The sequence below is a fragment of the Streptomyces sp. NPDC038707 genome (assembly GCF_040636485.1).
Classification (GTDB): Bacteria; Actinomycetota; Actinomycetes; order Streptomycetales; family Streptomycetaceae; genus Streptomyces.
The window spans coordinates 209,585-236,436 of the sequence record NZ_JBEZUP010000012.1; the positions used below are offsets into that span (position 1 = coordinate 209,585).

The window sequence follows — 26,852 nt, forward strand, 5'->3', positions numbered from 1 at the left end:
CCATGGACGCAGGTCAACTCACCGGGGCCCGGGAGCACCCGGTGCCGCCCGCGCGGCACGGCTCGTTCTCCGTCGGCACGGACTTCACGGTGAGCCGCGCCGAGGTCTTCCGCGGCTTCGCCGAACCCTCCCTGCGCGGCCGCTGGTTCCGGCTCCCCGGCCCCCTCGGCACCGCCGCACACGAGCTGGACTTCCGGGTCGGCGGCGGCGAGAACGCCCGCAACGTCTTCGTCTCCGGTGACACCGAGGAGCGTCTCGCCTACCGCTCGCGCTTCCTGGACATCGTCCCGGACACCCGGATCGTGTACGTGTACGAGGCCGAGGTGGACGGCACCCGCCGCTGGGTCTCCCTCGTCACCGTCGAACTCTCCGACGTACCCGCCGGCTCCCGTCTGACCTGGACCGAGCAGTACACCTGGCTCGTGCCCACCGGTGACGACGCCCAGGACGCGGCCCATCTGCGCGGCGGCACCCGCCTGCTGCTCAACGGCTTGTCCACGGTGGTGAATCCGGACCGCCACCCCGGCCTCCGGCCGGCGCCCCGCCGCTGACCGGGACGTCCGCCGGGGCCGGCGGTCAGTCGGCGCCGGGCTGGACCAGCTTGAAGGCGAGCCGGGCCCCGGCCCGGTGCACGGACTGGCGCAGCCGCGCGGTCAGGGGGCGGACGGGGGGCGCCGGCGGCCGGGTGGCCAGACGGGGGAACAGCGCCTCGGCGTTCGTACGGTTGACCGCGGCCAGCGTGTCCGGGCCCACGTGGGTGTCCAGGCCGGCGGCGAAGTACTGCCCGGCGGCGGTGGGCGCGAACGGCCAGTCACTGCCGAACAGCACGTGCCCGGGCCGGGCGAAGCCCAGCAGGGTGGGCAGGGCCGCCGGACTGGAGGAGAGCGCGGTGTCGAAGTAGAAGGACCGGAAGTCGTCCAGCACGTCCCGCGGGCAGCGCCCCGTGTCGTTCGCGATCGTCACGGCCATGCGGTGGGAGGCGTACGGCACGAAGCCGCCGCCGTGGCTCAGCACGAACCGGATGTTCGGGAAGTCGCGCACGATGCCGCCGCGCACCAGGAGGTAGGCGGCGCGGGTGGTGTCGAGCAGGAAGTCGGCGGCGAACGGCGGGATGTCCTTGATCGCGGGCGCCGGCAGCTCGGCCGGGTGGACGAACACCACCGCGCCGTGCTCGTCCAGACACCGCCACAGCGCGTCCTGGCCGGGCGAGCCCAGGTAGACGCCCTGGGTGTTGGCGAGCAGGGTGACCCCGTCCGCGCCCAGCGAGAGCAGGGCCCGGCGGGCCTCGTTGACGGCGGCCTCGGCGTCCGGCATGGGCAGCGTGGCGAACCAGCCGAAGCGTCCGGGGTGGTCGGCGGCCAGGGCGGCGGAGAAGTCGTTGAGCCGCCGGGCCAGGCCCGCGGCCTCGGCCGGGTCGGTGAGGAAACCGGTGCCGGGCGTGGAGACGGACACCATCGCGGTGGCGGTGCCCAGCAGGTCCATCGACTCCAGCGCCGCCGCGGGGTTCCAGTCGGGCAGGGCGCGGCCACCCGCCTCGGCGATGCCCGCCTGGGCGAGCAGGGCGCCGTAGAAGGGCGGTGTGACGTGCTGATGGACGTCGATCCGGCGAAGTGCGGCGGGCATGCGGTGACCTGCTGACTCTCTCTCGGGGATGGATTTCCGGACGGCACGGGTGGGCGGCGGTTGCCCGCCGGAGGTCACCGGCACCGGGCCCAGGCGGCCGGGGCGCGCCTCGGCCGGGCCGGCCGTCGCCGGCGGCGGGCGCGGCGGTCGAGGCGCCGGGAGATGTCCGCCGGCCGGGGTCCGGGGCGGTGCCGTAACCGGTGCGGACGACCGGCCGGCACCGCGGCGGGAGCCCCGGGGGGTGCGCACCGGAACCGGCCGGCGCACGCGTGTCCCGCGTCCCCGCTCGACGGCGGGGCGTACGCGGTGTGTCGCCGGCCGGCGGGGGTCATCGGATGCGCTCCGCCGCCATGCGGATGCCCGTCTCGTACACCAGCCGGGCGTGGAACTGGAACATCTCGACCAGATCGACGCCGTCGCCGTTGAACTCCCGCTGGATGAACAATCCGTCGGCCCCGGCGATGGCGTAGGTGGTGAGGACGCGCACCGCGTCCTCGTCCAGCTGGGGCAGCACGAACCGGACGACTTCCTCGATCCGTTGCCGGGCGATGTGCCGGACCTGGAAGAACACCGTCCGGCTCCGGGGTTCCTCGGGCCGCCGTTCCAGGGCCAGCATGAGGCCGAGACGCAGGAAGTCCGGTTCGTTGACCAGGGACTTGGCCACGTTCGCCGCCATGATCAGGGCCCGGTCGAGCGGAGTGCCGGCCTCCTCGCCGGGCAGTTCCACGGCCGCGAGCCAGGTCTCGAAACTGCGCTCGATGACGGCGGCGATCAGGTCGTCCTTGTCCCTGAAATGCCAGTAGATCGAGCTGGCCGGCAACCCGCACCGGGCGCTGACCGCCGCGATCGACGTGCCGTCGTACCCGCGTTCGCCCGCGATGGCCACCGCCGCGTCGAGGATGCGCTGCCGCGACTCCACGCCGTTGGCGCGCTTCTTGCCACTCGTCCGCGGCCCGGTCATCCAGAAGACCCTTCCGTCGCCCCGCCCTTGACCCTCTCGTGCGCGATCTTACCGTAATGCCTGCTCCAATTGGAGCAGGCATTACAGCAACTCGCCGGACCGGTGACGGCGGCCACAACGACGAGGGGCGTGAACCCGATGGTTCACGCCCCTGCCGCGCCGGCCGGCCCCGGTGCTCCGGTGCGGTGCCCTGGACCGCCCGTGCGGGTCAGTCCTCGACCCAGCCGTGGCTCTCGCTGAACTTCACGAGGGCGCTGCGGATACCGAGGATCTGCTCCGCGGTCAGCAGCGGACTCGCGTTCAGCAGCAGCTCCGTCACCTCGCGGCGGTACTCCGCGGCGCTGAGCACATCGCACATCGGGTGGCCGGACTCGTCCAGCACCACCGACCGCGGTGCCGCGGCCGGCCGCCGCAGCGGGCCGGGATCGACGCCCTCGGGGAGGCGGATGTTCGACGCCTTCGGCCCCCGCTCGCCGTTCTCCACGTCGAACTCCACGACCAGCCCCGAGCGCACGTACTCCTCGGGGATCAGCAGATCGTTCACATGCAGGAAGACGTCCTCTCCGCCGCCTTCCGGCGCCACGAACCCGTAACCGCGCGAACTGTCGAACCGGACGACACGACCCGCGACCATGCGGAACCCCCAACTCTCGACACCACGAACCACCCGGGACCTGTTCCCGGAACTCTGTACGGATGGTAGCCGCGTACGAGGACTCACCCGTCACCGCTGCGGTGGACCGGGTCCACGTCGTGCCACAGCCACATCGCACCGACGTGCAGACCGCTGCCGACGGGGCGTGCCGGAGGAGGGAACTCCGCCACCCCGAGCGGTTTCGGAGAGTCCCGCGCCGCCGAGGTGACGGTCCGCAGGACCGGACCGCGATCTGTCATGGCCGGCATGATCGATGGGCGGTACTCACGGCGCGGCCGGGGCACCGTAACGCTCGAGGACCGCGTCCCGCTCCTGCTCCCAGGTCCAGTGCGGGTCCCGGCGGCGGAACTCGGTGACGGCCAGCTCGAAGAACTGGCCGGACGGCTTGCGGCTGGAGCCGTTGACCACCAGCGCCGACAGCATGGGGTCGGGGCCGTCGCTGTCCCGGCGGCAGACGTCCCCCAGCAGGAGCGACATCATCCGGCCCTGCCAGTGCACCCGGTGCTCCGGCGCCAGGGCCTCGCTCAGCGCTTTGTAGGTACCGGTCCGGCCCTGCCGGGCCCACCCCCGCAGAATCTCCACCGCGGCGGCCACGGCAGCCTTGTAGTCCGCATCCTGATACTTCATGTGAACCCCCTCCGACCGACTGGACCTACACGGTAGCCAGACGTGCCGGCCCCCTGTCATCGCCGTGCGGCGGGCCGTTGCGCCGGCCGGTCAACCGGTCAGGCCTCGCCCAGCCGCCGTCGGTCGTTCTCGTCCCACTCCCGGGTGTCGCGGGGCTGGGTGTACGGCTCGGTGCCGGGCGGCAGGCCGCCCGCGATGGCCCGCTGGCGTACGGTCTCGGCGTCGAACTCGAGACCCAGCAGGATGGCCAGATTGGTGATCCACAGCCAGACGAGGAACACGATGACGCCGGCCATGGTGCCGTAGGTCTTGTTGTAGGAGGCGAAGTTCGCGACGTAGAACGCGAACCCGGCCGAAGCGATCAGCCAGATGAAGAGGGCCAGGAAGCTGCCCGGGGTGATCCACCTCAAGCCCTTCACCTTCACGTTGGGGCACGCCCAGTACAGGATCGCGATCATCGCGGTGGCCAGGACGACCAGGACCGGCCACTTGGCGATCGACCACATCGTCAGGGCCGTGTCGCCCACGCCCAGCAGGGCACCGGCCCGGCGGGCCAGCCCACCGGTGAACACCACGATCAGCGCGCTGGCCACGGCGAGCACCATCAGCACGACGGTCACGCCCAGCCGTACGGGAAGCACTTTCCAGACCGGACGGCCCTCCGGCATGTCGTAGACGGCATTCGCCGCGCGGATGAACGCGGCCACGTATCCGGAGGCCGACCACACCGCCAGCACGATGCCGACGACGGCCATGACGGAGCCGACGCCGGCGTTGCCCTGCAACTGCTCCACGGCCCTCGTGATGATGTCCCGGGCCGAGCCGGGAGCGAGCTTCTCGATGTTGGCCAGCACGGTGTCGGTCGCGGACTCGCCGGTGATGCCCAGCAGGGACACGAGCACCAGCAGCGCCGGGAACAGCGACAGCACCCCGTAGTACGTCAGGGCCGCCGCCCGGTCGGTCAGCTCGTCGTCCTTGAACTCCCGCAAGGCTCCCTTGAACACACCGCCCCAGGCTCGTTTGGACAGCTCCGTCGGCGTGTCCGGTGCCCGGCGCTCCACTTCGGGTCCGGGCCCGACCTCCTCGGGTGCCGGTGTCCCGTCGCTGCCGCGGTGTGCTTTCCGTCCAGGAAGATGAAGCCTCGCCATGTCCGTCGGATAACCCTCACGGCCCCGCCTACGCCACCACGGGCCGCCCCATGCGCGCGCGGTCTGCGCACGGGGCGGCGCAGGCGGTCCCGGGGAGTCCGGTGAACGGCCGGCCGGCCACAGGAGGTCGACCGTGGATCTGTGGTCAGCTGATCGTCAGCTCCCATCGGATCTCTCCGTCGTGCCACTGGCCGGTGGGAGTGAGGCCGGCCGCGGCGGCGACGGCGGCGGATGCCCTGTGGTCCGGGTGGATGTGGGCGGTGACCGTGTGCACGAGGTGATTCCCCAGCCAGGTGACGAGACTTCGGGCAGCCTCGGTGGCGATGCCGCGCCGCTGCCAGGGAGTTCCCACCACCCAGGCGATCTCCGCAGCCGATCCGTGATCCTCGGCGGTGACCGTCGCCTGGACACAGCCGGTCAGGCAGGCAGCGTCGCGGAGCCGGACGACCCAGTTGCACCAGGATTCGCCGGGGCGGGGTGAGCCGGCCACCAGGCGTTCGTAGCGGGCGCGCAGGTCCTGGGCGGTGTCCGGTGCCCCGCCGATGAAGGCGTGCAGGCCGGGGTCGGACAGCACCGCGGCCATCTCCTCGGCGTGCCCGACCCGCAGGGGAAGCAGGGTCAGCCGACCGGTGTGGATGGGTTCGGGCTCGAGGGTGGTCACGCTGCCTCCAGGTCGGGACGTTCGACGAGTATGCCCGCCCGGACCCGGCCGCCGGCGCCCTCACCGCGGCCTTGGCCAGGCGGACGGTGCTGGAGGGCGCGCCGCCCACCGCGGTCACCGGACGGGGCCGTACTCGCTGTTCCGTCTCTCCCGGACAGCCGCGAGCGGATGTGCCGGTCCGCCGGTGCTACGGCGAGGTGGGCCGGTGCGGGCTGCGGAGCACGAGCAGGGTGATCTCGCTGGGGGCGAAGACGCGGAACGGCGGACCCCAGAAGCCGGTGCCACGGCTGGTGTAGAGGAGGGTACGGGGACCGTGGTGGCTGAGGCCGGCGAGGGCGGGCTGGTCGAGACGGACCAGGTGATGGAAGGGCCAGATCTGCCCGCCGTGGGTGTGGCCGGAGAGCTGGAGGTCGATGCCGGCGGCCGCCGCCCGGTCGACGAACTTGGGCTGGTGGGCCAGGAGCAGGACGGGCAGGTCGGGGTCGGCGCCGTCCAGGGCGCCGGCGAGGTGGGCGCGGTGGCCCGGCAGGCCGGAGGACCCGGCGGTGACGTCGTCCACGCCGGCGACCACGAGGGTGTCGCCTCCGCGTTCGAGCAGCACATGGCGGTTGCGCAGCGGCTCCCAGCCCAGCTCGTCCATCAGGTCGACCCAGCCCTGCGCCTCGCTGTAGTACTCGTGGTTGCCGGTGACGTACACCCGGGCCCGGGTGGCCCGCACGGTACCGAGCGGGACGGCCTGGGCGCGGCGGCGACCGGCGGTGCCGTCCGCGATGTCGCCGGTGTGGCAGACCACGTCGGCTTCGAGAGCGTTCACGGTCTCGCACACCCGCGCCGACCAGCGGGCGCGGTCGAGCGGGCCGTAGTGGGTGTCGGTGATGAGCACGACCCGCAGACCGTCCAGCCCGGCGCCCAGCCGCGGGAGCCGCACGTCGAGCCGGCGCACGCGCGGCACACGGCGGGCCTCGGCGTGGCCCCAGGCGAGCAGTACGGCGGTGACGCCGAGGACAGCCCACGTGACGATGCGGGCCTGGTCCTGGCTCTCCCCGGCACCGCTCACGGCCAGGGCGACCCGCCCCAGGACGCCGACCAGAACGGACCAGGTGAACAGGACCCAGCTGGTGCCCAGCAGGATGTCACCGATGATCGCCGCCCGGTCCTGTTGGCGCCGGCCGTGGCCGCGTGCCATCGCGAACGGCATGCACAGCAGGCCGAGAGCGAACAGCGCGGTGCCGGCCGACGTGACGGGCACCGGCCAGTCCTGGCCGGTGTACAGGAGCACCCAGCAGGGCACGGCCCACAGCAGGAAGGGGGCGATCAGGGGGAGGTGGCGCAGCAGGCGGTGCAGCCGGCTCCGCCGCGGTGCTCTCGCGTCCCCCTCGGCGGGCCGGGTGCTGCTGGTGTCGGTCACGCTTCCCCTCTCGGACCGGGCTGCCGTCTCGCGCACTGTATCCCGTGGCCGCGGAGATGGTTGACCAGGTGACTGTTGAACCGATGACCGTCCGTACGAGGAGAAAACACCGTGACCGGCGGACACAATGGGGGAGGGGAGCGGATCGAGGGAGACGTTCGATGATCACCGCGGAACACGTTCCTCAGGCGGAAACGGATTACCTGACGCAGCTGGAAAATGCGGCGAAACGTTTCGGCAGCCGGACCCCGCAGCGAGAGGAAACCCTTCAGACCCTCGATAGCCGGGGCGTGCTGTACGCCGACGAACCCAGTCGGGTCAAGAAGCGACTGGCGCGACTGAACGCCGACTGGTCGCTCGCCAAGGCGATCGAGCAGATACCGACGCAGCCCGTCACGACGGCTGGCAGTACGTTGCCGCTGTCACCGGACGCGTTCGGCGCCGATGTCCTCGGCCTGGAACGCCTGATGGGACGCAACAACCTCACGGGAGTGGCCTTCCTGGAGGGAGGATATCTGGCCGCCCGGTCGATCGGGCGGGTCTCCGTCCGCACGCCGGAGGGCGGACATTACGGCACCGGTTTCCTGGTGTCTCCTTCCCTCCTCCTCACCAACAACCACGTACTGCGGAGCCCGGAGGAAGCGGGCCACGCAGTCGTCGAATTCGATTTCCAGGCGGGCGTGGACGGGCGCCCGCTGGTTCCGGCGGCCTTCCGTATCGATCCCCACGGTTTCTTCGCCACCGACCGGGAGCTGGATTTCACCGTCGTCGCGGTGGCCGAGCACAACCAGGAGGGCACGCGGCTCGCCGACTTCGGCTGGCTGCCGCTGGACGGTGCGCAAGGGAAGGCCATCCTCGGGGAATTCGTCAACATCATCCAGCATCCCAACGGCGAGCCCAAGCAACTCGCCCTGCGCGAGAACCAGATCGTCGATCTGCTGGACCTGTTCGTCCACTACGTGACCGACACCTCGCCGGGGTCCTCCGGGGCCCCCGTCTTCAACGATCAGTGGGAAGTCGTCGCGCTGCACCACTCGGCCGTGCCGGAGACCGGTCCCGACGGCCACCCCCTGGCCACCGACGGCACGCCCTGGCGGCCGGGGATGGGCGAGCACCGCCTGGCGTGGAAGGCCAACGAGGGAGTGCGTGTCAGCCGTGTGCTGCAAGCGCTGAGCCGGCTCACGCTGACCGGGAACGCGGCCCGGCTGCGCGACGAACTGTTCCAGCCGCCGGACGGGCCGCGCCCCGAGGGGGCTCCCCTGGTGGCGGGGAAGCCGGGGCCGGACGGATCCGTGCCGGACGGTTCCGCACCGCTCACCCCCGGTACCGCCGTCGGTATCACCGTGCCGCTGCGGATCACCGTGGGCGTCGACGCGCAGGCGCCCGGGGGGCGCGGCGCCGACCGGTCCGCCGGTCCGCGGGTGACCGCGGTGGCCGCCGGCGGCGCCGTCCCCGCCCCAGCGGGGCGGGCGGCGGGGCGCTCCGTCGTCAGCGACGCCGTCGCGCAGGACCTGGACGCGGCCCTGCTCAACCTCCGGCTCGGGGAGTCTCGCCCCTACTACGTCCGCGAGGACGACCGCGCCGCACGGGACGCCTACTACGCGCACGTCGACGCCGACTCGTACGGCGAGCCACTGCGACAGGCGCTGACCGCGCTGCTGGAGGAGACGCACGGGCCCCGCCCCTCCTACAAACCGGCGCGCATGCTCTACCCGTGGGTCGACCTCCACCCCGACCGCCTCCTGCGCAGCGTCTACTCGGGGCGGGCCTTCACCGCGGAGGAACTCATCCGCGCCGACGCCGCCGCCGAGGCGTCCCGGCTCCAGGGCATGCAGGAGTTCCTGCTGCGGGAGAGCGCGGCGAGCGCGGACGAACTCGTCGCGGAACTGGATGTCCTGGAGGCGTCGTTGCCGTTCAACTGCGAGCACGTCGTCCCGCAGTCCTGGTTCGCCAAGCGGGAGCCCATGCGGGGTGATCTGCACCATCTGTTCGCCTGCGAACCGGCGTGCAACAGCTTCCGCGGCAACTACCCCTACATGGACTTCCCGGGGTTCGAGGAGGCCGTGCGGGCCGACTGCGGCATGCGCGAGAAGAGCGGGTTCGAACCGGAGCACAGCAAGGGAGCCGTCGCCAGGGCCACCCTGTACTTCCTGTTGCGCTACCCCGGACTCGTCGGGGACAGGGCGGGGGAGTTCCCCGAGGAGCGGCTGCCCATCCTCCTGGAGTGGCACGAGAACGAACCCGTGACCGAGTACGAGTCGCACCGCAACGCCGCCATCGCGGGGATACAGGGGAACCGCAACCCCCTGATAGACCACCCCGAGTGGGCCCGGAGCATCGACTTCTCCGGCGTCTGGCCCTGACGGTCCGGGCCGGCCGCACCGGACCTGGCCTCCCCGGCCGGCCCGGTGCGGCCGGCCGGGGAGACGGTGACCCTCGTGGGCACCTCCCCCGTCGTCCGTCGTCACCGGTCCGGCGGCTCGGGCGGTGGCAGGCGGACGGCGCGGGCCCGTTCGACGGCCTCCACGCCTTCCACCGCCCGCAGCAGCGGGATCCGGTCCTCGGCGATGGTGCCGGCGGCCGTGCCGATGAGCGGCTGCTCACTCGTCACGGTGAGCCCGACGGCCTGTGCCGCACCGATCGTCTCGGCGAACCGCCCGGGGTCGTCGACGGACAGGATGACGTCCACCCGCGGGGATTCGGTCACGGAGTCTGTCCCAGACCGGCACCGACGCTCGCGGGCAGTTGCGCGAGCCGGTACGCGCCGGAGAGCAGGCGCTTCCTCAGTTCGGACGCCGGGGCGTCCGGCGCCGCCTGGGCCAGCAACGCGACGATGCCCGCGACGTGCGGGGTGGCCATGCTGGTCCCGCTGATCGTGTTGTAGACCTGGGGCATCGGCCAGGCGGAGCGCACCTCCACCCCGGGCGCGGCGATGTTGATCTCGGCACCGAGGAGCCCCTGGCCCCGGCAGGAGAACGGCGCCACGTCCAGCGCCTTGCCCACAGCCGCGACAGCCAGGATCGAGGGGCAGTTGGCCGGGTGGTTGACCGGCCCGCCGTCGTTGCCCGCCGCCGCGACGATCAGCGTGCCCGCGGCGACGACCCGCTTGGCGAGGCTCTCGAAAACCGGTGAGAACAGCTGGCCGGGGCTGACCGGGGCGCCGAGTGACATGGAGATCACCCTCGCCCCCTGGGAGAGCGCCCAGGCGATCCCCGCGAGGATCTGCCCGTCGCTCCCGCTGCCCTGATTGCTGAGCACCTTGCCCGCCAGGATCTGTGCCTCGGGCGCGATGCCGTAGCGCGGCCGTTGCTGCGGCTCCGCCGGTCCTGCCGCCGTGCCGATGCAGTGGGTGCCGTGGCCGTTGCCGTCCTGCACCGACTGCCCCGGCACGAAGGACGCGGTCCCGGCGATGCGCGCGGACAGGTCGGGGTGTCCGGTGTCCACTCCGGTGTCGAGCACCGCGACCCCGACGCCCTGGCCCGTCAGATGGGAATGATTGGCCCGCACCGCCTGCAGGCCCCATGTGTGGTCGGTCTCGTCCCAGGCCGGGCCCAGCGAGACGGCCATCGCCGCCGTGGTGTGCCGCTCCAGGACGTCCTCGTCGCTGCGGTACGTGGGGTAGTACCCCTTCACCTCCCGCGAGCGGTCCGTGATCGTCGAGATGTAGACCAGGCGCTCGGGTTCCGCGGCGATGACCGACGGCTCCTCCTGAGCGGCCGTCACCAGGGCCTCGCGCTGGTCCGGTGCCACGTCGACGACGGCGACGCCCAGCTCCGGGAAGAGCGCGTTCACGTCCGGTTCCTCGAGGACGCGCACCGCGTTCTCCGCCTCGGCACCGCGCACCGGTTCCGCGCTCGCGATGCCGGCCTGGGAACGCAGCACCTCCATGCCGCGCTCCCCTTCCTCGCAGTCGAGAAGCACGAGGTACTTGCCCGTGTAGGCGTTCTCACGCTTGAGGACGCTCTGGTCGTAGAGTCCGAACTGCCCGTCGCCCGCACGGCGGTCGAATGATTCGTTCGTCATGGTGTCTCCGCTCCGACTGCCCCCCGTGCATCCGGTGACCGCCCCGGCCGCACGCCCGAGACACCTTCGGCGAGCGGATACCGCACGTCCGGCCGTACGGTGAGTCGGCGCGTCCGAGCCTGCTGTGCCGCCTTTCTTCCACCCTGGTGCCGACCACGGCCGCCCGCAACTCGCCCGGAGCGATCCCGTGCCCGCGGCCGGTCCGGTTGCGGGGCATTCCGTGCGTAGTAGCCTGAAATCGCCCGGTACTGCCCCACCTGGAGGTAGGCCATGTCTCTCCCGTTTCTCCGACTGTTGCGGCGCCGTGTGCCGTGCGGCCTCGTTCTCCTCGGCAACGGCCGTCTGATCAGGGGCTTCAGCGGCGGCATGTACGACGGTCACGGCTACCTGTCCTGACCTCGTCGCCGCAGTGGGCCGGCGCCCGCCGTCGCACCCGCCGCGGGGGCCCGATCCTGGAGGATGACTGGTGACGGAGGATGCCGACGCGTTGCTGGCCATGACCCGGCTGCTCGCACCGCACTGCAGGGTCACCAGACTGTCCGACGGCGTCCTGATCGCCGACTGGAAGAGGACGCGTTTCCTCGGAATGACGACGACGGACCTGCGGGCCTTCACCGACGCGGCTTCCGGCAGACGCCGCGAACTCGTCACCGGCCTGATCCGTGCGGGCTGTGTGCCGAGCCGCGGGAAACGGCGTCCGGGCGCCTCGGTCGGGCTGTGGCTGCGCGGCGTCCACCTGCTGATCCGGGTCATCGGGTTCGGACGGGTCCTGCGGCTCCTCTCGGTGGCCGCCCCCGAGTACGCCCGCGCGGACCCCGCCCCGGCCGAGCACGTCGCACGGCTGAAGAAGGCGGTGCAGTCGTACGGCCGTGGCAGCTGGTTCGTCGACGACGACTGCAAGACCGAGGCCGTGACCGCTTTCGTCCTGCTGCGCCGGCAGGGCCTGCAGGCGGTGCTCCACGTCGGCGTGCGCGAGCGCCCGTTCGCCCTGCACGCCTGGACGTCCGCGGCCGGTCTCTGCATACCCGACGCGGACCCGCGCGGCCACGCGTTCGCCCCGGTGCTCTCCATCGGCGGCGGAGGACAGTGACGTGCGCGCCCTCCTGCTGGAGTGGGCCGGCGGCGCCCCGAAGCTCTCGGTGTCCGCGGCCCTGGCCGGGCGGGGACTGGTGACGACGGTGGCCTCCCCGGCCGGCACCGCGGTGGTCGTCGGCTGGGCGGGCTCGGCCCGTGACCGCGCGGCGGGCGCCCGCCGCCTGCTCGACGCCTTCGCCCGGCCGGGACCCTGGCCGCGGCTGCCGGCCGGCGACTACGCGGCCGTCCTGCTGTGCCCCGACCGCGTCCTGCTGATGAGGGACGCACAGGCACGCGTCCCCCTGTTCCTCAGGGAATCCGGTGGCCGGGTGCACGCGGTCAGCACGTCGGCGCGCCGCCTGAGCGAGGGGGCGGAGCTGGACCGCCGCTACTTCTGCCGGTACCTGGCCGGTGCCGCCGCGCAACCGCACTGGGAGTCCACCCCTTTCCGCGGGGTGCGCCGGGTGCTGGGCGGCGAGGTGGTGGAACTCTCGCCCACCGGGCGGATACGCGGCCGTGCGGCAAGGGGCTCCCGCCAGACGTACGAGGCCTCGGCACCGGAAGCGGACGCCCGTGACCTCGGCGGCGCCGCGCGGGACCTGCGCCACGCGCTGGAGAACGCCGTTGCGCGCCGGCTGGGCGGGGTGACGGCATGCCACCTCTCCGGCGGTACCGACTCCACCAGCGTCGCCCTGCTCGCCGCACGCCTGCCGGCCGCCGGGCAGGACGGCCCGGGAGACCTCGTCCTGCTCGCCGGGCGCTTCGGCACCGGGGAACTGGCCGGGGAGCAGCCGTACGTGGACCAGGCGGTGGAAAGCGTCCGCCGGCACGCTCCCGGCGCCCGCCTGGTGAGCGTCGACGCCGACGACGTGTCCGACTTCGACGACTTCGAGCACCATGCCGCGGACGCCGACGAGCCGCACGCCCACGCCTTCCGCGCGCCGTTCTGGAGCAGGCTGCACGGCGCCGCGGCGGGACTCGGCTGTGATGTGCTCCTGACCGGCTGCGGGGCCGACCCCGTCGCCGACGCCAACCCGCTGCACCTGCACAGGCTGGCCCGCACGGGACAGCTGCGGCAGCTGACGAGGCAGGCGCGGGCCTGGGCCGCGGACGGGGAGCGGGGCCTGCGGGACGTCGTGATAGCCAACGTCGTGCGGCCGGCCCTGCCGCGGGCGGCCGAACGGGTCACCATGGCCCTCGACGGCCGGGGAACCGTACTCGGCGGCCTCGGCGGCTTCTCGCGCCCCCCGTGGCTGCGGCGCGCGTTCGCGCGGGCCCACGGCTACCGTCAGGCCGGCGGCGCCGAGGCCCGCTTCCTGTTCGGGCGCCGGCCGGAGGAGTCCCTCTACGACGCGGCCAACTACCTGGCCGCGCCCGACCCGCTGTCGTGGCGCCGCGCGCGGCAGGACGGTTTCCTCCTCTCGCACCCCTTCCTCGACCCCGAGGTCGTCACCACGATGCGCCGCCTGCCCGCCGAGGCGGTGTTCCGTCCGGGCCGTCCGAAAGCGGTGCTGCGCGAGGCGATGGCGGATCTGCTCCCCGAGCCGATCCGCGGCCGCACCGCCAAGATCCCCTTCGACCAGTTGTACGCGCGCGGGCTGCGGACACACGGCGACGAACTCATCGACCTCTGCCGCTCCGCGAGGCATCCGCTGGTCACGGAGATGTTCGACGTGGAGACCCTCTGCCGGGCCGTGCGGGAAGCACGCCTGGGCCTCGGGGACGCCTACTCCTGTGACCGCGTGAACAGCGCCCTCGCCCTCGTGGTGTGGCTCGAAGGACTGGGCCGGCCGGATCTCACGGACGACGCGACGGTGCCGGTCACCGTTTCTTCTTGATGTCCCACAACGTCTGCTCGTACGGGCCAGTCGCCACGTTGACGATCCCGTACCGCTCCGCCAGCTTACGGCTCTCCTCCGTGGACAGGACGCGGTCCTCCTCGCCCTTCCGTGCGATGATCTCGGACAGGGTGACGCCGTGCGTGCCGAAGCACCAGTAGACGGTGACCCAGCGGGCATCCCGAATGTGTTCGTCGAGCTCGTTGTTCTCGTACAGCCTGCCGCGGTAGACGACCGCGTCGCGCCCCCCATGCGTCACCCAGTCGGGTACCTTGACACCGTTCCAGGAGTAGCCCTCCCGCTGCAGTGTCTCCAGGCGGAGCCGGTCCTTGCGCGCGAAGCTCGCGGTGGCATAGAAGGTGAGCTGGTCGTAAGGCGTGTTGATGGGCAGTTGCACGACGGTATGGGCGACGACCTTCTCGCCCGCTTCGATCCATTGCCCGGTGGACAGCCACGGCTGTGCCTCCAGCAACAGGCCGCGCTGATGGATCTCGCGCCGGGAGAGGGGGCGCAACTCCTGGTCGGACTTGCTCCACTGCTCGGCGTCGTCGCGCCACTGCTCGGACAGCCGGTCCTTCCGGCTCAGGGGCACTTTCTCGGCCATGGAGTGGAACTCGGTCCCGAGCATGTAGAAACCCACATCGGCGTGGTTCTCGAGCCTGAGGTCCACCGGCACGGCGAACGCCTTCCGGTCCGGGCGGAGCGTGATCTTCCCCACGGACATGGTGATGAGCGGCTTGGCACCGCGCTGGGACGGCTGGAAAAGGTGCTCATAGCCGAAATTGGCCGCCGCGAGAGCCGCGGAGGCGATCACCGCCGCCGCCACCGACTTGGGACTGGGGATGGAGATCCTGGAGCGGTACACCATGACGACGGCGCACGCGGAACCGGCGGTGAGCAGGCACCACAGGGTCAGATAGAGCCTGGAATCTCCGTCCTTCCACGTCTCCACCACCAGCAGGACGTTGGCCACGAGTGCCGCGAAAGCGCCGAGCAGCGCGACCAGGCCGGAGTGGGCAAAGCAGTTGCGATGCCAATGGTCCACCACGGCCGCGGCGCCCAGGAGCGTGACGATCCCGAGGAGGGTGAGGGCGGCGCCGGTGATGCGGCCCGGGTAGGTCAGGGCCTCGGTGAGATCCTGGAAGCCGAAGAAGCCCAGCATTCCCGTCGTCGGGAGGAGCACCGCCAGGATCAGGATCATGACCAGCGGTGACCGCCCTGTGGCGGTCGGCTTTCGTAGCACCTTCATCGGCGTTCGCAGCACCTTCAGGCGTGAGGTGCCGAACCCAGGGGGAATCTTCACGCGATCACCTCCGCAGGCAGGCGGTCCGCGACCCACCGACGGAGACCACGACCGGAGACGCACCCGAGCCGCCATGTCGGGGCTGGAACATCATTGTCTTCGGCATCCGGTCCGGTCACCATCCGGTTGCCTCCGGACGGATGAGCCGGTGGCGTTGGCCAATGGCCAGCCGGATCCCCGTCCCGGGTGGGTCCTGGAGGCAGCCACGGGGCGCCGTCGCCGGTGTCCCACAGACAGCACACTCCGCAGCCGGCGGCCCGTGAGGTCGGTGAACGCCTTGCTGATACTGGCCGACCAGTGCGTCGTCGGCGTCGCACAGGAGGGACGTGCCGAGTCCGGAGGTGCTTCTCGCGGAGCAGTCGACCGGCTCGCTGCTGAAGCAGGACGTGAACGGGAGGACGAGCCGCTCCCCGCCGGGCAGGGAGACCTCCACCGGCGGCACACGCCGGGCGGGCGGTGCCGGCCCGCCCAGACCGGCCGGCACCCGCCAGACCGGCCATGGGCCGGGTCGCCGGTCTGCTGCGGGAGGAGGACACTCCGACCACCGCGACACGGCCGCCGGCCGCATCGCGGTGTGAGCCCGTCCCTCACTCCAGAGCCGGAACAGAGCTGGTTCCGTAGACCACGGATCACCAAGTGACCGGCAGCGCCTGGAGGCCGCGGAAGACGAGTTCCGGCACGTAGGTCAGCTCGGACTCGTCGACGGCGAGGCGCAGTCCCGGAAAGCGTTTCACCACGGACCCGATCGCCACCCGCATCTCCCGGCGGGCCAATATCGCGCCGAGGCAGAAGTGCGGCCCGTGCCCGAAGGCGAGGTGCGCTGCCGGTCCTTCGCGCGTGATGTCGAAGCGGCCGGGATCCGGGTACACGCCGGGGTCGCGGTTGGCCGCGACGATGACCGGCAACACCGGTGCGCCCGCCTCCAGTCCGACGCCCTCCAGGGTGACGGGCTCGGTCGTGACCCGGACCTCGGCCGAGGTGAAAAGCCTGCTGTAGCGCAGTAGTTCGTCGACCGCCGGCCCGATCAGGTCCGGTGACGACCGCAGCAGCGCGAGCTGGTCCGGGTGGCGCAGCAGGGTCAGCAACGAGTTGCCCAGCTGGTTGACGGTCGTCTCGTGGCCGGCGATCAGCAGACCCTCGAGGTTGGCCAGCAGCTCGGGTTCGGTGAGGTGGTCGCCCTCGTCATTGGCCGCGACCATCGCCGAGATCAGTCCGTCGTCCGGCCGCGCCCGCTTCTGACGCACCAGATCGGCGAGCCAGTCCTGCATCTCGCCCTGTGCGGCCCGCAGTTCGTCCGGAGTGATGTCCGTGACGAACAGCCGCCTGGTCCACCTGCGGATGGCCGCCGCCTCGGAGTAGGGCACGCCGAGCAGCTCGCAGATGACCATCAACGGCAGCGGAGCGCAGAGACCTGCCACAAGATCCGCGGTGGGTTCGAGGGAGTCGAGCAAGGAGTCCACGACGGACTGCACGCGTGGTTCGAGCCGGTCGACCATGCGCGGGCTGAACGCCTGCGACATCAGCTTGCGCAGACGGGCGTGGCGCTCGCCGTCCTGGCTGGAGACCAGGAGCGGGTCGGCGGCGACGGACAGTTTCAGCGGGCTGCCCGGAAGCGTGGCCGCCTCCCGGCTGAACCGGCTGTCGCTCAGCACCTGGCGCACCGCCCGGTAGGAAAGGGCGAGCCAGACATCTGCCGCGCCCGCCGTCGCCCGGACGACCGGGGCCTGTGCGAGCAGAGCCTCGGCCGCGGGCTCGTTGTCGAGGTGGTGTGGTGTGGTGAAGGGGAACGTGGCGTGCATCGCTTCCTCCTGACTGGTGGTCACCGGGGCCGGGCGGCATCGGGTGCCGGGCGCGAACGGCCGGGACCGGCACATGGATCGGTGACAGCTGGAATCCGGGCCGCCGGGGGCGGTGGCGCTTCGCGATCGTCTCGAAGTCGATGGGGGTCGAACGGTTCGGCCGGAGCCGTCGGCGGCGCCGGTGGCCGGTTCGCTCGCCCCGGGTGGTGATCGCCGCGCGGAGGCCGTCCCGGGCGGCCGGATGACGGTCCAGGACGTTCTTCCGTGCGCGTGCGAATGGCGATTCTAGGGTGTTGCCACCGGCGGCGTCGACGCTGCCCGTCAACCCGGCCCGGTCAGGGCGGGTCAGGGCGTGGACGAACTTCCGTGACCTCACCGGCGGGTTCACCGGCGGATCCGCCGGCGGACACCGCGACGGGCCGTCCCCGGAAAACGACGCCCTTTCATCGGGCATGGGACAGATTTCGCCACGGTGCCGTTGTCGTGCAGGCATATGACGTTGTGATGTGCTGCGTTTCAGACAGCCTTGGGCTGGCCTATGGCGATGGCGTGATGTTGCTGCCATGCTCGTCTGCGCAGCGAGGCGATCATCGCCTCGGCCCCTACGCTCAGCGCACCAAGTGCATCTTCCTCAAAGATCGCCAACGCTGTCGCTTTCGAGGACCGCTCCACTGCTCCAGGCGCCCGAAGCGCGGTCGAGTCCGGGTTCGGACACGACCGGTCGCCGGGCTGCCCACGCACACGATCATCCGGTCGCTCGCGCGGCCGGGGCCGCACCGTGGGGACTGCTGCGGAAGCACCCCGCCTTCCTTCGTTCCCCGGCTCACGAGGTGTCGATGTGATGCGCTTCCCCCTGGATCCGGACGCTGATCGTGTCGCTGTCATCGGACTGGCGGGCAGGTTGCCGAAAGCCCCGGATCCGGAGGCGTTCTGGCGACTGCTGTGCGACGGGACCGACGCGATCACCGCGCCGCCCGTGGGCCGGCAGGGCGTACGGCACGGCGGCTACCTGGACCGGGTGGACGGCTTCGACGCGGCGTTCTTCGGTGTGTCCCCCCGTGAGGCCGCAGGCATGGACCCGCAGCAGCGGCTCATGCTCGAACTCGCCTGGGAGGCACTGGAGGACGCCCGGATCGTGCCGGGCACGCTGACGGGCGGCCCGACAGGGGTGTTCGTCGGCTCTATGTGGGAGGACTACACATCCCTGGCCCACTCCGGTCCCCTCACGCCGCACACGCTGACCGGCACCAACCGGGGCGTCATCGCGAACCGCGTCTCGCACTTCCTCGGTGTGCGCGGACCGAGCATGACGGTCGACACGGCCCAGTCGTCGGCGCTGGTCGCGGTGCATCTGGCGGTCGAGAGCCTGCGCCGCGGCGAGTCGGCGCTCGCCCTGGCCGGCGGGGTGAACCTCAACCTGACCACCGCCCGCGAGGAGGGAGCGGCGGAGTTCGGCGGCCTGTCCCCGGACGACCGCTGCTTCACCTTCGACGCCCGGGCCAACGGCTTCGTCCGCGGCGAGGGCGGCGCCTTCCTCGTCCTGAAACCGCTGGACCGGGCCCTGGCCGACGGGAACCGCGTCTACGGTGTCATCCGGGGCAGCGCGGTCAACAACGACGGCGCCACACAGAGCCTGACCGTGCCCAGCGCGCAGGCCCAGGAACAGGTCATCCGCGAGGCACTGGCCCGCGCCGGCGTGCGTCCCGCGGACGTGCAGTACGTGGAGCTGCACGGCACCGGCACCGCCGTCGGCGACCCCGTCGAGGCCGCCGCCGTCGCGGCGGCCTACCGCGCCCCGGCCGGATCCGGCGGCGCCGTGGGCGACGCCGGCAGCGCCCTGCGGGTCGGATCCGCCAAGACGAACGTCGGCCACCTGGAAGGCGCCGCGGGCATCGTCGGACTGCTCAAGGCCGTCCTCAGCGTGTACCACCGCGCACTGCCGCCGAGCCTGAACTACGAAACCCCCAACCCCCGCATCCCTCTCGACGCACTGGCGCTGCGGGTCCAGACCGCCCTGACCCCCTGGCCGCGGCCGGACGCGCCCCTGCTCGCCGGCGTGTCGTCGTTCGGGATGGGCGGCACCAACGCGCACGTGATAGTCGAGCAGCCGCCCGCTCCCGTCGCTGCGCCGGTCCGCCGGCCCGCCCCCGAGGCCCGGCCGGCGCCGTGGATCGTCACGGCGCGGACCAGACAGGCGCTACGGGCGCAGGTCGAGCGGCTGCACGCACACGTGCGCAGCCACCCGGACCTGACCGGCGCCGAGATCGCGCACGCCCTGGCCACCACCAGAACCCGCTTCGCGCACCGAGCCGTCCTGCTCGACTCCGCCCAGGTCGCCGCCGGCCGGGCCGGCACCCCGGGCCGTACCGTCTTCGTGTTCCCCGGCCAGGGCGCGCAGTGGGCCGGCATGGGCCGGGAACTGTACGCCGCGTACCCCGTCTTCCGGGCCGCCATGGACGAGTGCGCCCAGGCCCTGGCGCCGTACACCGACTGGTCCCTGGCCGACGTCCTGGACGGCGCCCCGCTCGACCGCGTGGACGTCGTGCAGCCCGCCCTGTTCGCGGTGATGGTGTCCCTGGCGGCACTGTGGCGCTCCTTCGGCGTCGAGCCCGACGCGGTGGCCGGGCACTCGCAGGGCGAGATCGCCGCGGCATACGTCGCGGGCGCGCTGCCGCTGTCCGACGCGGCCCGGATCGTGGCACTGCGCAGCCGCGCGCTGGCGGCGCTGACCGGCCGTGGCGGCATGGTGTCCGTGGCCCTGTCCGCCGAGCGGGCCGAGGACTACGTGTCGCGCTGGGACGGCGCGCTGACGGTCGCCGTGGTCAACACCACCGGCTCGGTCGTGGTGTCCGGCGACACACAGGCCCTGTCCGAACTGGTCGAGTCCTGCGCGGCGGACGGTGTGCGCGCACGCGTCGTCCCGGTGGACTACGCCTCCCACTCCGCGCACGTCGAGGCGATCCGCGAGCGGCTGCGCACCGAACTGGCCGGTGTGCGGCCCCGGCAGGGCACCGTCCCGTACTACTCCGCGGTCACCGGCGGCCTCCTCGAGGACACCACGCGGCTCGACGCCGGCTACTGGTACCGCAACCTGCGCGAGCCGGTCCGGTTCGACCTGGCCGCCGCCGCCCTGCTGGCGGACGGGCACGGTGTCGTGGTCGAGGTCAGCCCGCACCCGGTGCTGCTGCCCGCCCTCGAACAGACCCTGGAACAGGCCCGCGAGCGGACCGGCGTGACCGGCGTCGCCACCGGCACGCTGGGCCGTGACCGGGGCGGGCCGGACGTCTTCCTGACCGCGCTGTCCCGGCTGTTCGTGGCCGGCGTGCCGGTCGACTGGTCCCCGGCCGTCGCCGAGGCCGCGCCGGTCGACCTGCCCACGTACGCCTTCCAGCGCCGCTCGTACTGGCTGCCCTCGGCGACAGCGGGGCAGAGCGGACGGAATCCGGCCGGCCCGGGGACGCACGCGGCGCGGAGCGCCGCGCCCGGCCGCCCGGACGGCGGCCCGGAGACCCGCGACACCGGGGCGGGCGGCACGGAGCCGGGCGGTCCCGAGTCGGGCGGCACGGTCGGCGCGGGCGGCACGGACACGGGCGACGACGAGCCGGGCGGCACGGTCGACGCGGCCGCCGTGGTCACCGCGCAGATCGCGCTCGTGCTGGGCCACGAGGACCCCGCGGACATCGATCCCGCGCTCACCTTCAAGGACCTCGGTTTCGACTCGGTCACCGGGCTCGAACTGCGCAACCGCCTGGCCGGCGCCCTGGACCGGCAGCTCCCCTCCGGTCTCGTCTTCGACCACCCGACCCCCGCGGAGCTGATCGACTGGCTGCGCACCGGCCCCGGCGACCGGCCGGCCCCCGCCGCCCCGGCCGCCCACGACGACCCGGTCGTCATCGTGGGGATGGGCTGCCGCTTCCCCGGCGGGGTGGCCTCGCCGGACGACCTGTGGCGGCTCGTCGCGGACGGCACGGACGCGATCGGTGACTTCCCGGACGACCGCGGCTGGGACCTGGGCGGCCTGTACGACCCGGACCTGCGCGGCGCGGGCACCACGTACACCACCCGGGGCGGATTCCTGGAGGCGGTGGCCGGCTTCGACGCTCCGTTCTTCGGCATCTCGCCCCGCGAGGCGCTCGCCATGGACCCGCAGCAGCGGCTCGTGCTGGAGACGGCCTGGGAGACCTTCGAGCACGCCGGGATCGACCCGGCCTCGCTGCGCGGCAGCCACACCGGCGTGTTCACCGGCGTCTGGTCGTCCGGCTACGCGACCGGCCCGGGCCTGCCGGAGGACCTGGAGGGCTACCTGTTCACCGGCGTCGCGACCAGCGTCACGTCCGGCCGGGTCGCCTACCACCTCGGGCTGCGCGGTCCGGCGCTGTCCGTGGACACCGCCTGCTCGTCGTCCCTGGTCGCCGTCCACCTGGCCGCCCAGGCCCTGCGCGCGGGCGAGTGCTCGCTGGCGCTCGCCGGCGGTGTCACCATCATGGCGACACCGCTGGGCTTCACCGAGTTCTCCCGCCAGCACGGCCTCGCGGCGGACGGCCGCAGCAAGCCCTTCGCCGCCGCGGCCGACGGCACCAGCTGGGCCGAGGGCACCGGCCTGGTGCTGCTGGAACGCCTCTCCGACGCCCGCCGCAACGGCCACCGGGTGCTGGCGGTCGTCGCGGGCAGCGCGGTCAACCAGGACGGCGCGTCCAACGGCCTGACCGCGCCCAACGGCCCCTCCCAGGAACGCGTCATCCGCCAGGCGCTGGCGAACGCCGGGCTGGAGCCGTCCGACGTGGACGCCGTCGAGGCCCACGGCACCGGCACCACCCTCGGCGACCCCATCGAGGCCCACGCCCTGCTGACCGCCTACGGTCAGGACCGGGACGAGCCGCTGTGGCTGGGGTCGGTGAAGTCCAACATCGGCCACACCCAGGCCGCCGCCGGCGTCGCGGGCCTGATCAAGATGGTCATGGCGATGCGACACGGTGAACTGCCGCGCACCCTCCACGTGGACGCGCCCACCCCGCACGTCGACTGGGCCTCGGGCGGCGTCCGGCTGCTCACCGAGGCCCGGCCGTGGCCGGAGCACGAGCACCCGCGCCGCGCCGGCATCTCGGCCTTCGGCATCAGCGGCACCAACGCCCACCTGATCGTCGAGCAGTCCCCCGACCCGGACCCCGGCCGCCTTCCCGAACCCGCCGGCCGGGCCGCCCCCACCGCCTGGCTGCTGTCCGCGAAGACCGACGCCGCGCTGCGCGCCCAGGCCGGGCGGCTGCACGCGTACGCGACCGCCCACCCCGACGTCCCGGCCGCCGCGATCAGCCGCGCACTGGCCGCCCGCACCCGGTTCGCGCACCGGGCCGCGGTGGTCGGCGCCGACCGGGACGACCTGCTGTCCGGCCTGGCCGCGCTCCCGTCGGGACTGCCGGGCCTGCCGGCCCGTACCGGCGGGACCGTGTTCGTCTTCCCCGGACAGGGGGCGCAGTGGGCGGGCATGGGCCGTGACCTGTACGAGCAGTCCGACGTCTTCCGCGCCGGCATCGACGCCTGCGCCGCCGCCCTGGCCCCGCACACCGACTGGTCGCTGGTCGACGAACTGCGCCACGGCTCGCTGGACCGCGTCGACGTGGTGCAGCCGGCCCTGTTCGCCGTCATGGTGGCACTGGCCGACCTGTGGCGGTCCTACGGCGTGCGGCCGGACGCCGTGGTCGGCCACTCCCAGGCGGAGATCGCCGCCGCGTACGTCGCCGGCGCGCTGTCGCTGCCGGACGCCGCCAAGGTCGTGGCGTTACGGTCCAGGGCACTGGCCGCCATCGCCGGCCGGGGCGGCATGGTGTCCCTCGCGCTGTCCGCCGAACAGGCCGCCGGCTACCTGGCCCGCTGGGACGAGCGGCTGACCACCGCCGTGGTGAACGGGCCCGCGGCGGTCGTGGTCTCCGGCGGCCCCGACGTGCTGGACGAACTGCTGGCCGCCTGCGAGGCCGATGGCATCCGCGCCCGCCGCCTGCCCGTCGACTACGCCGCCCACTCCGCGCAGGTCGAGGCGATCCGCGAGCGACTGCTCACCGACCTGGCCGACATCACGCCCCGCTCGGCGGAGGTCCCGTTCTACTCCACGGTCACCGGCGAGCCGGCCGACACCCTGGACCTCGACGCCGGCTACTGGTACCGCAACCTGCGCGAGCCCGTACGGTTCGACCTGGCCACCGCCCGGCTCGCCGCCGACGGCCACGACCTGTTCCTGGAGGTCAGCCCGCACCCGGTACTGGTGCCCGCGCTGGATGCCGCCGCCACCGGGACACTGCGCCGCGACCACGGCGGCCTCACCGAGTTCCTCGCCGCGGCGGGACGCCTCTACGCCGCCGGGGCTGACGTCGACTGGACTCCGGTCCTGCCCCGCACCGCACCCGGGGCGGACCTGCCCACGTACGCCTTCCAGCGCGAGCCCTACTGGGTGACCGCGACCCCTCCGGTGCCCCGCCACGACGGGCGGTACAAGGTGGCATGGGCGCCGGTGAGCGGCACCGCGCCCCCGGTGGACCCGGCTCGCTGGCTCGTCCTGGCCCCGACCGGGCACCCGTGGGCCCAGGCCCTGCGCGCACGGGGCTTCACGGTGGCCGGCACCCGGGACGCGGCCGGCACCCCGGACGCCCGGCCCGGGTGGGACGGTGTGCTGTCGCTGCTGGCGCTGGACGAGGAGCCGCACCCCGACCACCCGGTGCTCCCGGCGGGCCTGGTCCGCACCCTGGACCTGGTCCGCGCCCTGGACCTGGTCCGCGCCCTGGACCCGGAGCGGACACCGGGTGCCCCGCTGTGGTGCGCGACCAGCGGCGCCGTGAGCACCTCGGGCACCGACCCGGTCACCAGCCCGGCCCAGGCCCTGGCGTGGGGCACCGGCGCCTCCGCGGCGCTGGAGTTCCCGCACGGCTGGGGCGGCCTGGTCGACCTTCCCGCCGTGCCCGACGAGGAGAGCGTGAACGCGCTGCTCGTCGTGCTCGCCGGCACCGGCGAGGACCAGGTGGCGATCCGCGGCACCCGGCGCTTCGCCAAGCGGCTGCGCCGCAAGGCCCCCTCGGGCCCGGCCGCGCGGCCCTGGCAGCCGCGGGGCACGGTCCTGGTCACCGGCGGCACCGGCGCGCTCGGCGGACATCTGGCCCGCCGCCTCGCCCGGCAGGGCGCGGAGCACATCGTGCTGGCCGCCCGCCGCGGCCCCGACGCACCCGGCGCGGCCGGCCTGCGCGACGAACTGGAGGCGGCCGGGGCGCGGGTGACGGTGGCGGCGTGCGACGTGACGGACCGGGACGCCCTGCGGGACCTCGTCGAACACGTCGGCGACATCCGCGCGGTCTTCCACACCGCCGGCGTGATCAGGGCGACCAGGCTGGCCGGCACGACACCGGCGGAGTTCGCCGAGGTCGTCGCGGCCAAGGTCGCCGGGGCGGCGAACCTGGCGGAACTCCTGCCGGACCTCGACGCCTTCGTCCTGTTCTCCTCCACCGCGGGCGTGTGGGGCGACGGCCACGGCGCGGCCTACGCCGCCGGCAACGCCTTCCTCGACGCCCTGGCCCTCCAGCACCGCGCCCAGGGCCGTGCCACGACCTCCGTCGCGTGGGGCATCTGGGCCGAAGGCGGCATGGCGGACCTGGAGTCCGTGCAGCACCAGCGCACCCTGCTCGGCCTCGGCGAACTGGACCCGGACCGGGCGCTCGACGCGCTGCAGGACGTCCTCGACCACGACGAGACCCTCGCGGTCGTCACCGAGGCGGACTGGGCACAGTTCGCCCGCGCCTACACCCACGCGCGGCCCAGCCGGCTGCTGCGGGACCTGCCCGAGACCCACAGCCGGCCGCCGGCCCCCAGACCCACGCCCCCCGCCGGCGGCACCGACCTGCTGGAGCTGATCACCACCCATGTCGCCGGGGTGCTGGGACACGCCGGCCCCGAACGGCTCGACCCCCGGCAGGCGTTCAAAGACCTGGGCTTCGACTCGCTGACCGCGGTCGAACTGCGCAACCGCCTGACCGCCGCGCTCGGGGTGAGACTGCCCGCCACCCTCGTCTTCGACCACCCCACCCCGGCACGGCTGGCCGCCCACCTGTCCGGCGAGTCCGGCGAGCGGGACGCGCCGCGGGCCCCGGCCGCGACGGACGAGCCGATCGCCGTCATCGGCATGGGCTGCCGCTACCCCGGCGGCGTCGACACCCCCGAGGACCTGTGGCGGCTGGTCGCGGACGGCGTGGACGCGGTCGGCGACTTCCCGGCCGACCGGGGATGGGACATCGACCGCCTCTACGACCCCACGGGAACCCGGCCCCGCACGTCGAGCACGTCCCGGGGCGGCTTCCTCGACGCCGCCGGCGACTTCGACGCGGCGTTCTTCGGGATCTCCCCCCGCGAGGCGCTCGCCATGGACCCGCAGCAGCGCATCCTGCTGGAGACCGCGTGGGAGACCATCGAGCACGCCGGTATCGACCCGACCACGCTGGAGGGCACACCCACCGGCGTGTTCACCGGCATCTGGTCCACCGGTTACGCCACCGGGCCGGTCCCCGACGACCTGGAGGGCTACCAGGTCACCGGCACCGCGTCGAGCGTGGGGTCCGGCCGGCTGGCGTACCAGCTGGGCCTGCTCGGCCCGGCACTGTCCCTGGACACCGGCTGCTCGTCGTCCCTGGTGGCCCTGCACCTGGCCGCCCAGGCGCTGCGCTCGGGCGAATGCTCCTTCGCCCTGGCCGGCGGCGTCACCGTCAACGCGGCACCCACGCTGTTCACCGAGATGTCCCGGCAGGGGGCGAGCGCGCCCGACGGCCGCAGCAAGTCCTTCGCCGCCGCGGCCGACGGGGCGGGCTGGGCCGAGGGCGCCGGTCTGCTGCTGCTGGAACGCCTGTCCGACGCCCGCCGCAACGGCCACGAGGTGCTGGCGGTCGTCCGGGGCTCCGCCACCAACCAGGACGGCGCCTCCAACGGCCTGACCGCGCCCAACGGCCCCTCCCAGGAGCGGGTCATCCGTCAGGCCCTCGCCCAGGCCGGGCTGGAGCCGTCCGAGGTGGACGCGGTGGAGGCGCACGGCACGGGGACGACGCTCGGCGACCCCATCGAGGCCCAGGCCCTCCTGGCGACCTACGGTCAGGGACGGGACGAGCCGTTGTGGCTGGGGTCGGTGAAGTCGAACATCGGCCACACCCAGGCGGCGGCCGGCGCGGCCGGCCTGATCAAGATGGTCATGGCGATGCTCCACGGCGAGCTGCCGCGGACCCTGCACGTGGACGCGCCCACCCCGCACGTCGACTGGGCCTCCGGCGCGGTCCGCCTGCTCACCGAACCGGTCGCCTGGCCCGGGACCGGGCGGCCACGGCGGGCCGCCGTCTCCGCCTTCGGCATCAGCGGTACCAACGCCCATGTGATCCTCGAACAGCCCGCCGAGGCCGACTCCGCCGCACCCTCCTCCCGGGGGCACGCGGACGACCAGGTCCTCTGGCCGCTGTCGGCCAGGTCGGGTGCGGCGTTGCGGGAGCAGGCGCGCCGGCTGGCCGCCTTCACCGCCGCACATCCCGAGGTGAGCCCGGCGGCGGTCGGGGGAGCGCTGGCCGCCCGCACCGTGTTCGAGCACCGGGCGGTGGTGGTGGGCACCGCAGAGGCCCTGGACGCCCTGGCGGAGGGCCGGCCGGCGCCGGGTCTGGTCACGGGGACCGCCCGTCCGCTGGGCCGGTCGGTGTTCGTGTTCCCGGGGCAGGGTGCGCAGTG

Annotated in this window: 18 protein-coding genes; 6 read left to right on the forward strand and 12 right to left on the reverse strand. The window is 73.3% G+C overall.

The window, feature by feature from the left end; translation table 11 throughout:
• The first annotated feature begins 2 nt into the window (after positions 1 to 2).
• Positions 3 to 551, forward strand: coding sequence for an SRPBCC domain-containing protein (locus AB0E62_RS19075; protein ID WP_362194529.1), 549 nt, complete (start codon positions 3 to 5; stop codon positions 549 to 551).
• A gap of 25 nt (positions 552 to 576) precedes the next feature.
• On the opposite strand, the gene AB0E62_RS19080 is transcribed toward AB0E62_RS19075, so the two are convergent.
• The 8 genes from AB0E62_RS19080 to AB0E62_RS19115 form a co-directional block, all read right to left on the reverse strand.
• A complete protein-coding gene (locus AB0E62_RS19080; protein ID WP_362194532.1) occupies positions 577 to 1,623 on the reverse strand; it encodes an amidohydrolase family protein in 1,047 nt (348 codons plus the stop codon).
• A gap of 328 nt (positions 1,624 to 1,951) precedes the next feature.
• Positions 1,952 to 2,584, reverse strand: a complete 633-nt coding sequence (locus tag AB0E62_RS19085; RefSeq protein WP_362194535.1) for a TetR/AcrR family transcriptional regulator — start codon at positions 2,582 to 2,584, stop codon at positions 1,952 to 1,954.
• Between the two features lie 208 nt (positions 2,585 to 2,792).
• The gene (locus AB0E62_RS19090; protein ID WP_362194538.1) at positions 2,793 to 3,218 is read right to left on the reverse strand and encodes a cold shock domain-containing protein; all 426 of its coding nucleotides are present in this window, start codon (positions 3,216 to 3,218) and stop codon (positions 2,793 to 2,795) included.
• Between the two features lie 83 nt (positions 3,219 to 3,301).
• Positions 3,302 to 3,478: a hypothetical protein gene (locus AB0E62_RS19095; RefSeq protein WP_362194541.1), complete on the reverse strand. Its 177-nt coding sequence runs from the start codon at positions 3,476 to 3,478 to the stop codon at positions 3,302 to 3,304.
• Between the two features lie 25 nt (positions 3,479 to 3,503).
• On the reverse strand, positions 3,504 to 3,866 hold the full coding sequence (locus AB0E62_RS19100) for a hypothetical protein (RefSeq protein WP_362194544.1): 363 nt from the start codon (positions 3,864 to 3,866) through the stop codon (positions 3,504 to 3,506).
• 98 nt (positions 3,867 to 3,964) lie between these two features.
• Positions 3,965 to 5,014 (reverse strand): YihY/virulence factor BrkB family protein, encoded by a 1,050-nt coding sequence (locus tag AB0E62_RS19105; protein ID WP_362194547.1) that lies wholly within the window; start codon positions 5,012 to 5,014, stop codon positions 3,965 to 3,967.
• 145 nt (positions 5,015 to 5,159) lie between these two features.
• The gene (locus tag AB0E62_RS19110) at positions 5,160 to 5,675 is read right to left on the reverse strand and encodes a GNAT family N-acetyltransferase (protein ID WP_362194550.1); all 516 of its coding nucleotides are present in this window, start codon (positions 5,673 to 5,675) and stop codon (positions 5,160 to 5,162) included.
• A gap of 187 nt (positions 5,676 to 5,862) precedes the next feature.
• Positions 5,863 to 7,083 (reverse strand): metallophosphoesterase, encoded by a 1,221-nt coding sequence (locus AB0E62_RS19115; RefSeq protein ID WP_362194553.1) that lies wholly within the window; start codon positions 7,081 to 7,083, stop codon positions 5,863 to 5,865.
• A 290-nt stretch (positions 7,084 to 7,373) separates the two neighbouring features.
• Between AB0E62_RS19115 and AB0E62_RS19120 the strand changes: the two genes are divergently transcribed.
• On the forward strand, positions 7,374 to 9,446 hold the full coding sequence (locus AB0E62_RS19120; protein ID WP_362194556.1) for an endonuclease: 2,073 nt from the start codon (positions 7,374 to 7,376) through the stop codon (positions 9,444 to 9,446).
• A 101-nt stretch (positions 9,447 to 9,547) separates the two neighbouring features.
• Here AB0E62_RS19120 and AB0E62_RS19125 read toward each other — a convergent pair whose 3' ends face one another.
• Both AB0E62_RS19125 and AB0E62_RS19130 read right to left on the reverse strand, forming a co-directional pair.
• Positions 9,548 to 9,790, reverse strand: coding sequence for a hypothetical protein (locus tag AB0E62_RS19125; protein WP_362194559.1), 243 nt, complete (start codon positions 9,788 to 9,790; stop codon positions 9,548 to 9,550).
• Positions 9,787 to 11,106, reverse strand: coding sequence for a S8 family serine peptidase (locus tag AB0E62_RS19130; protein ID WP_362194562.1), 1,320 nt, complete (start codon positions 11,104 to 11,106; stop codon positions 9,787 to 9,789). Before AB0E62_RS19130 ends, AB0E62_RS19125 begins: the two co-directional genes overlap by 4 nt.
• 270 nt (positions 11,107 to 11,376) lie before the next feature.
• On the opposite strand from AB0E62_RS19130, the gene AB0E62_RS19135 reads away from it, so the two are divergent.
• The 3 genes from AB0E62_RS19135 (at position 11,377) to AB0E62_RS19145 (ending at position 14,018) form a co-directional block, all read left to right on the forward strand.
• Complete coding sequence (locus tag AB0E62_RS19135) at positions 11,377 to 11,502, forward strand: hypothetical protein (RefSeq protein WP_362194565.1); 126 nt, start codon at positions 11,377 to 11,379, stop codon at positions 11,500 to 11,502.
• A 70-nt stretch (positions 11,503 to 11,572) separates the two neighbouring features.
• Positions 11,573 to 12,196, forward strand: coding sequence for a lasso peptide biosynthesis B2 protein (locus AB0E62_RS19140; RefSeq protein ID WP_362194568.1), 624 nt, complete (start codon positions 11,573 to 11,575; stop codon positions 12,194 to 12,196).
• A gap of 1 nt (position 12,197) precedes the next feature.
• Positions 12,198 to 14,018 carry an asparagine synthase-related protein gene (locus AB0E62_RS19145; RefSeq protein ID WP_362194571.1) on the forward strand — a complete coding sequence of 607 codons (1,821 nt, stop codon included), beginning with the start codon at positions 12,198 to 12,200 and terminating at the stop codon, positions 14,016 to 14,018.
• On the opposite strand, the gene AB0E62_RS19150 is transcribed toward AB0E62_RS19145, so the two are convergent.
• On the reverse strand, positions 14,002 to 15,321 hold the full coding sequence (locus AB0E62_RS19150) for a hypothetical protein (RefSeq protein ID WP_362194574.1): 1,320 nt from the start codon (positions 15,319 to 15,321) through the stop codon (positions 14,002 to 14,004). The two genes, AB0E62_RS19145 and AB0E62_RS19150, sit on opposite strands and share 17 nt — an antisense overlap.
• Before the next feature lie 629 nt (positions 15,322 to 15,950).
• Positions 15,951 to 17,120, reverse strand: a complete 1,170-nt coding sequence (locus AB0E62_RS19155) for a cytochrome P450 (protein ID WP_362194578.1) — start codon at positions 17,118 to 17,120, stop codon at positions 15,951 to 15,953.
• An 841-nt stretch (positions 17,121 to 17,961) separates the two neighbouring features.
• Here AB0E62_RS19155 and AB0E62_RS19160 point away from each other — a divergent pair.
• A partial coding sequence (locus AB0E62_RS19160) for an SDR family NAD(P)-dependent oxidoreductase (RefSeq protein WP_362194581.1) occupies positions 17,962 to 26,852 on the forward strand: 8,891 nt, incomplete at its 3' end.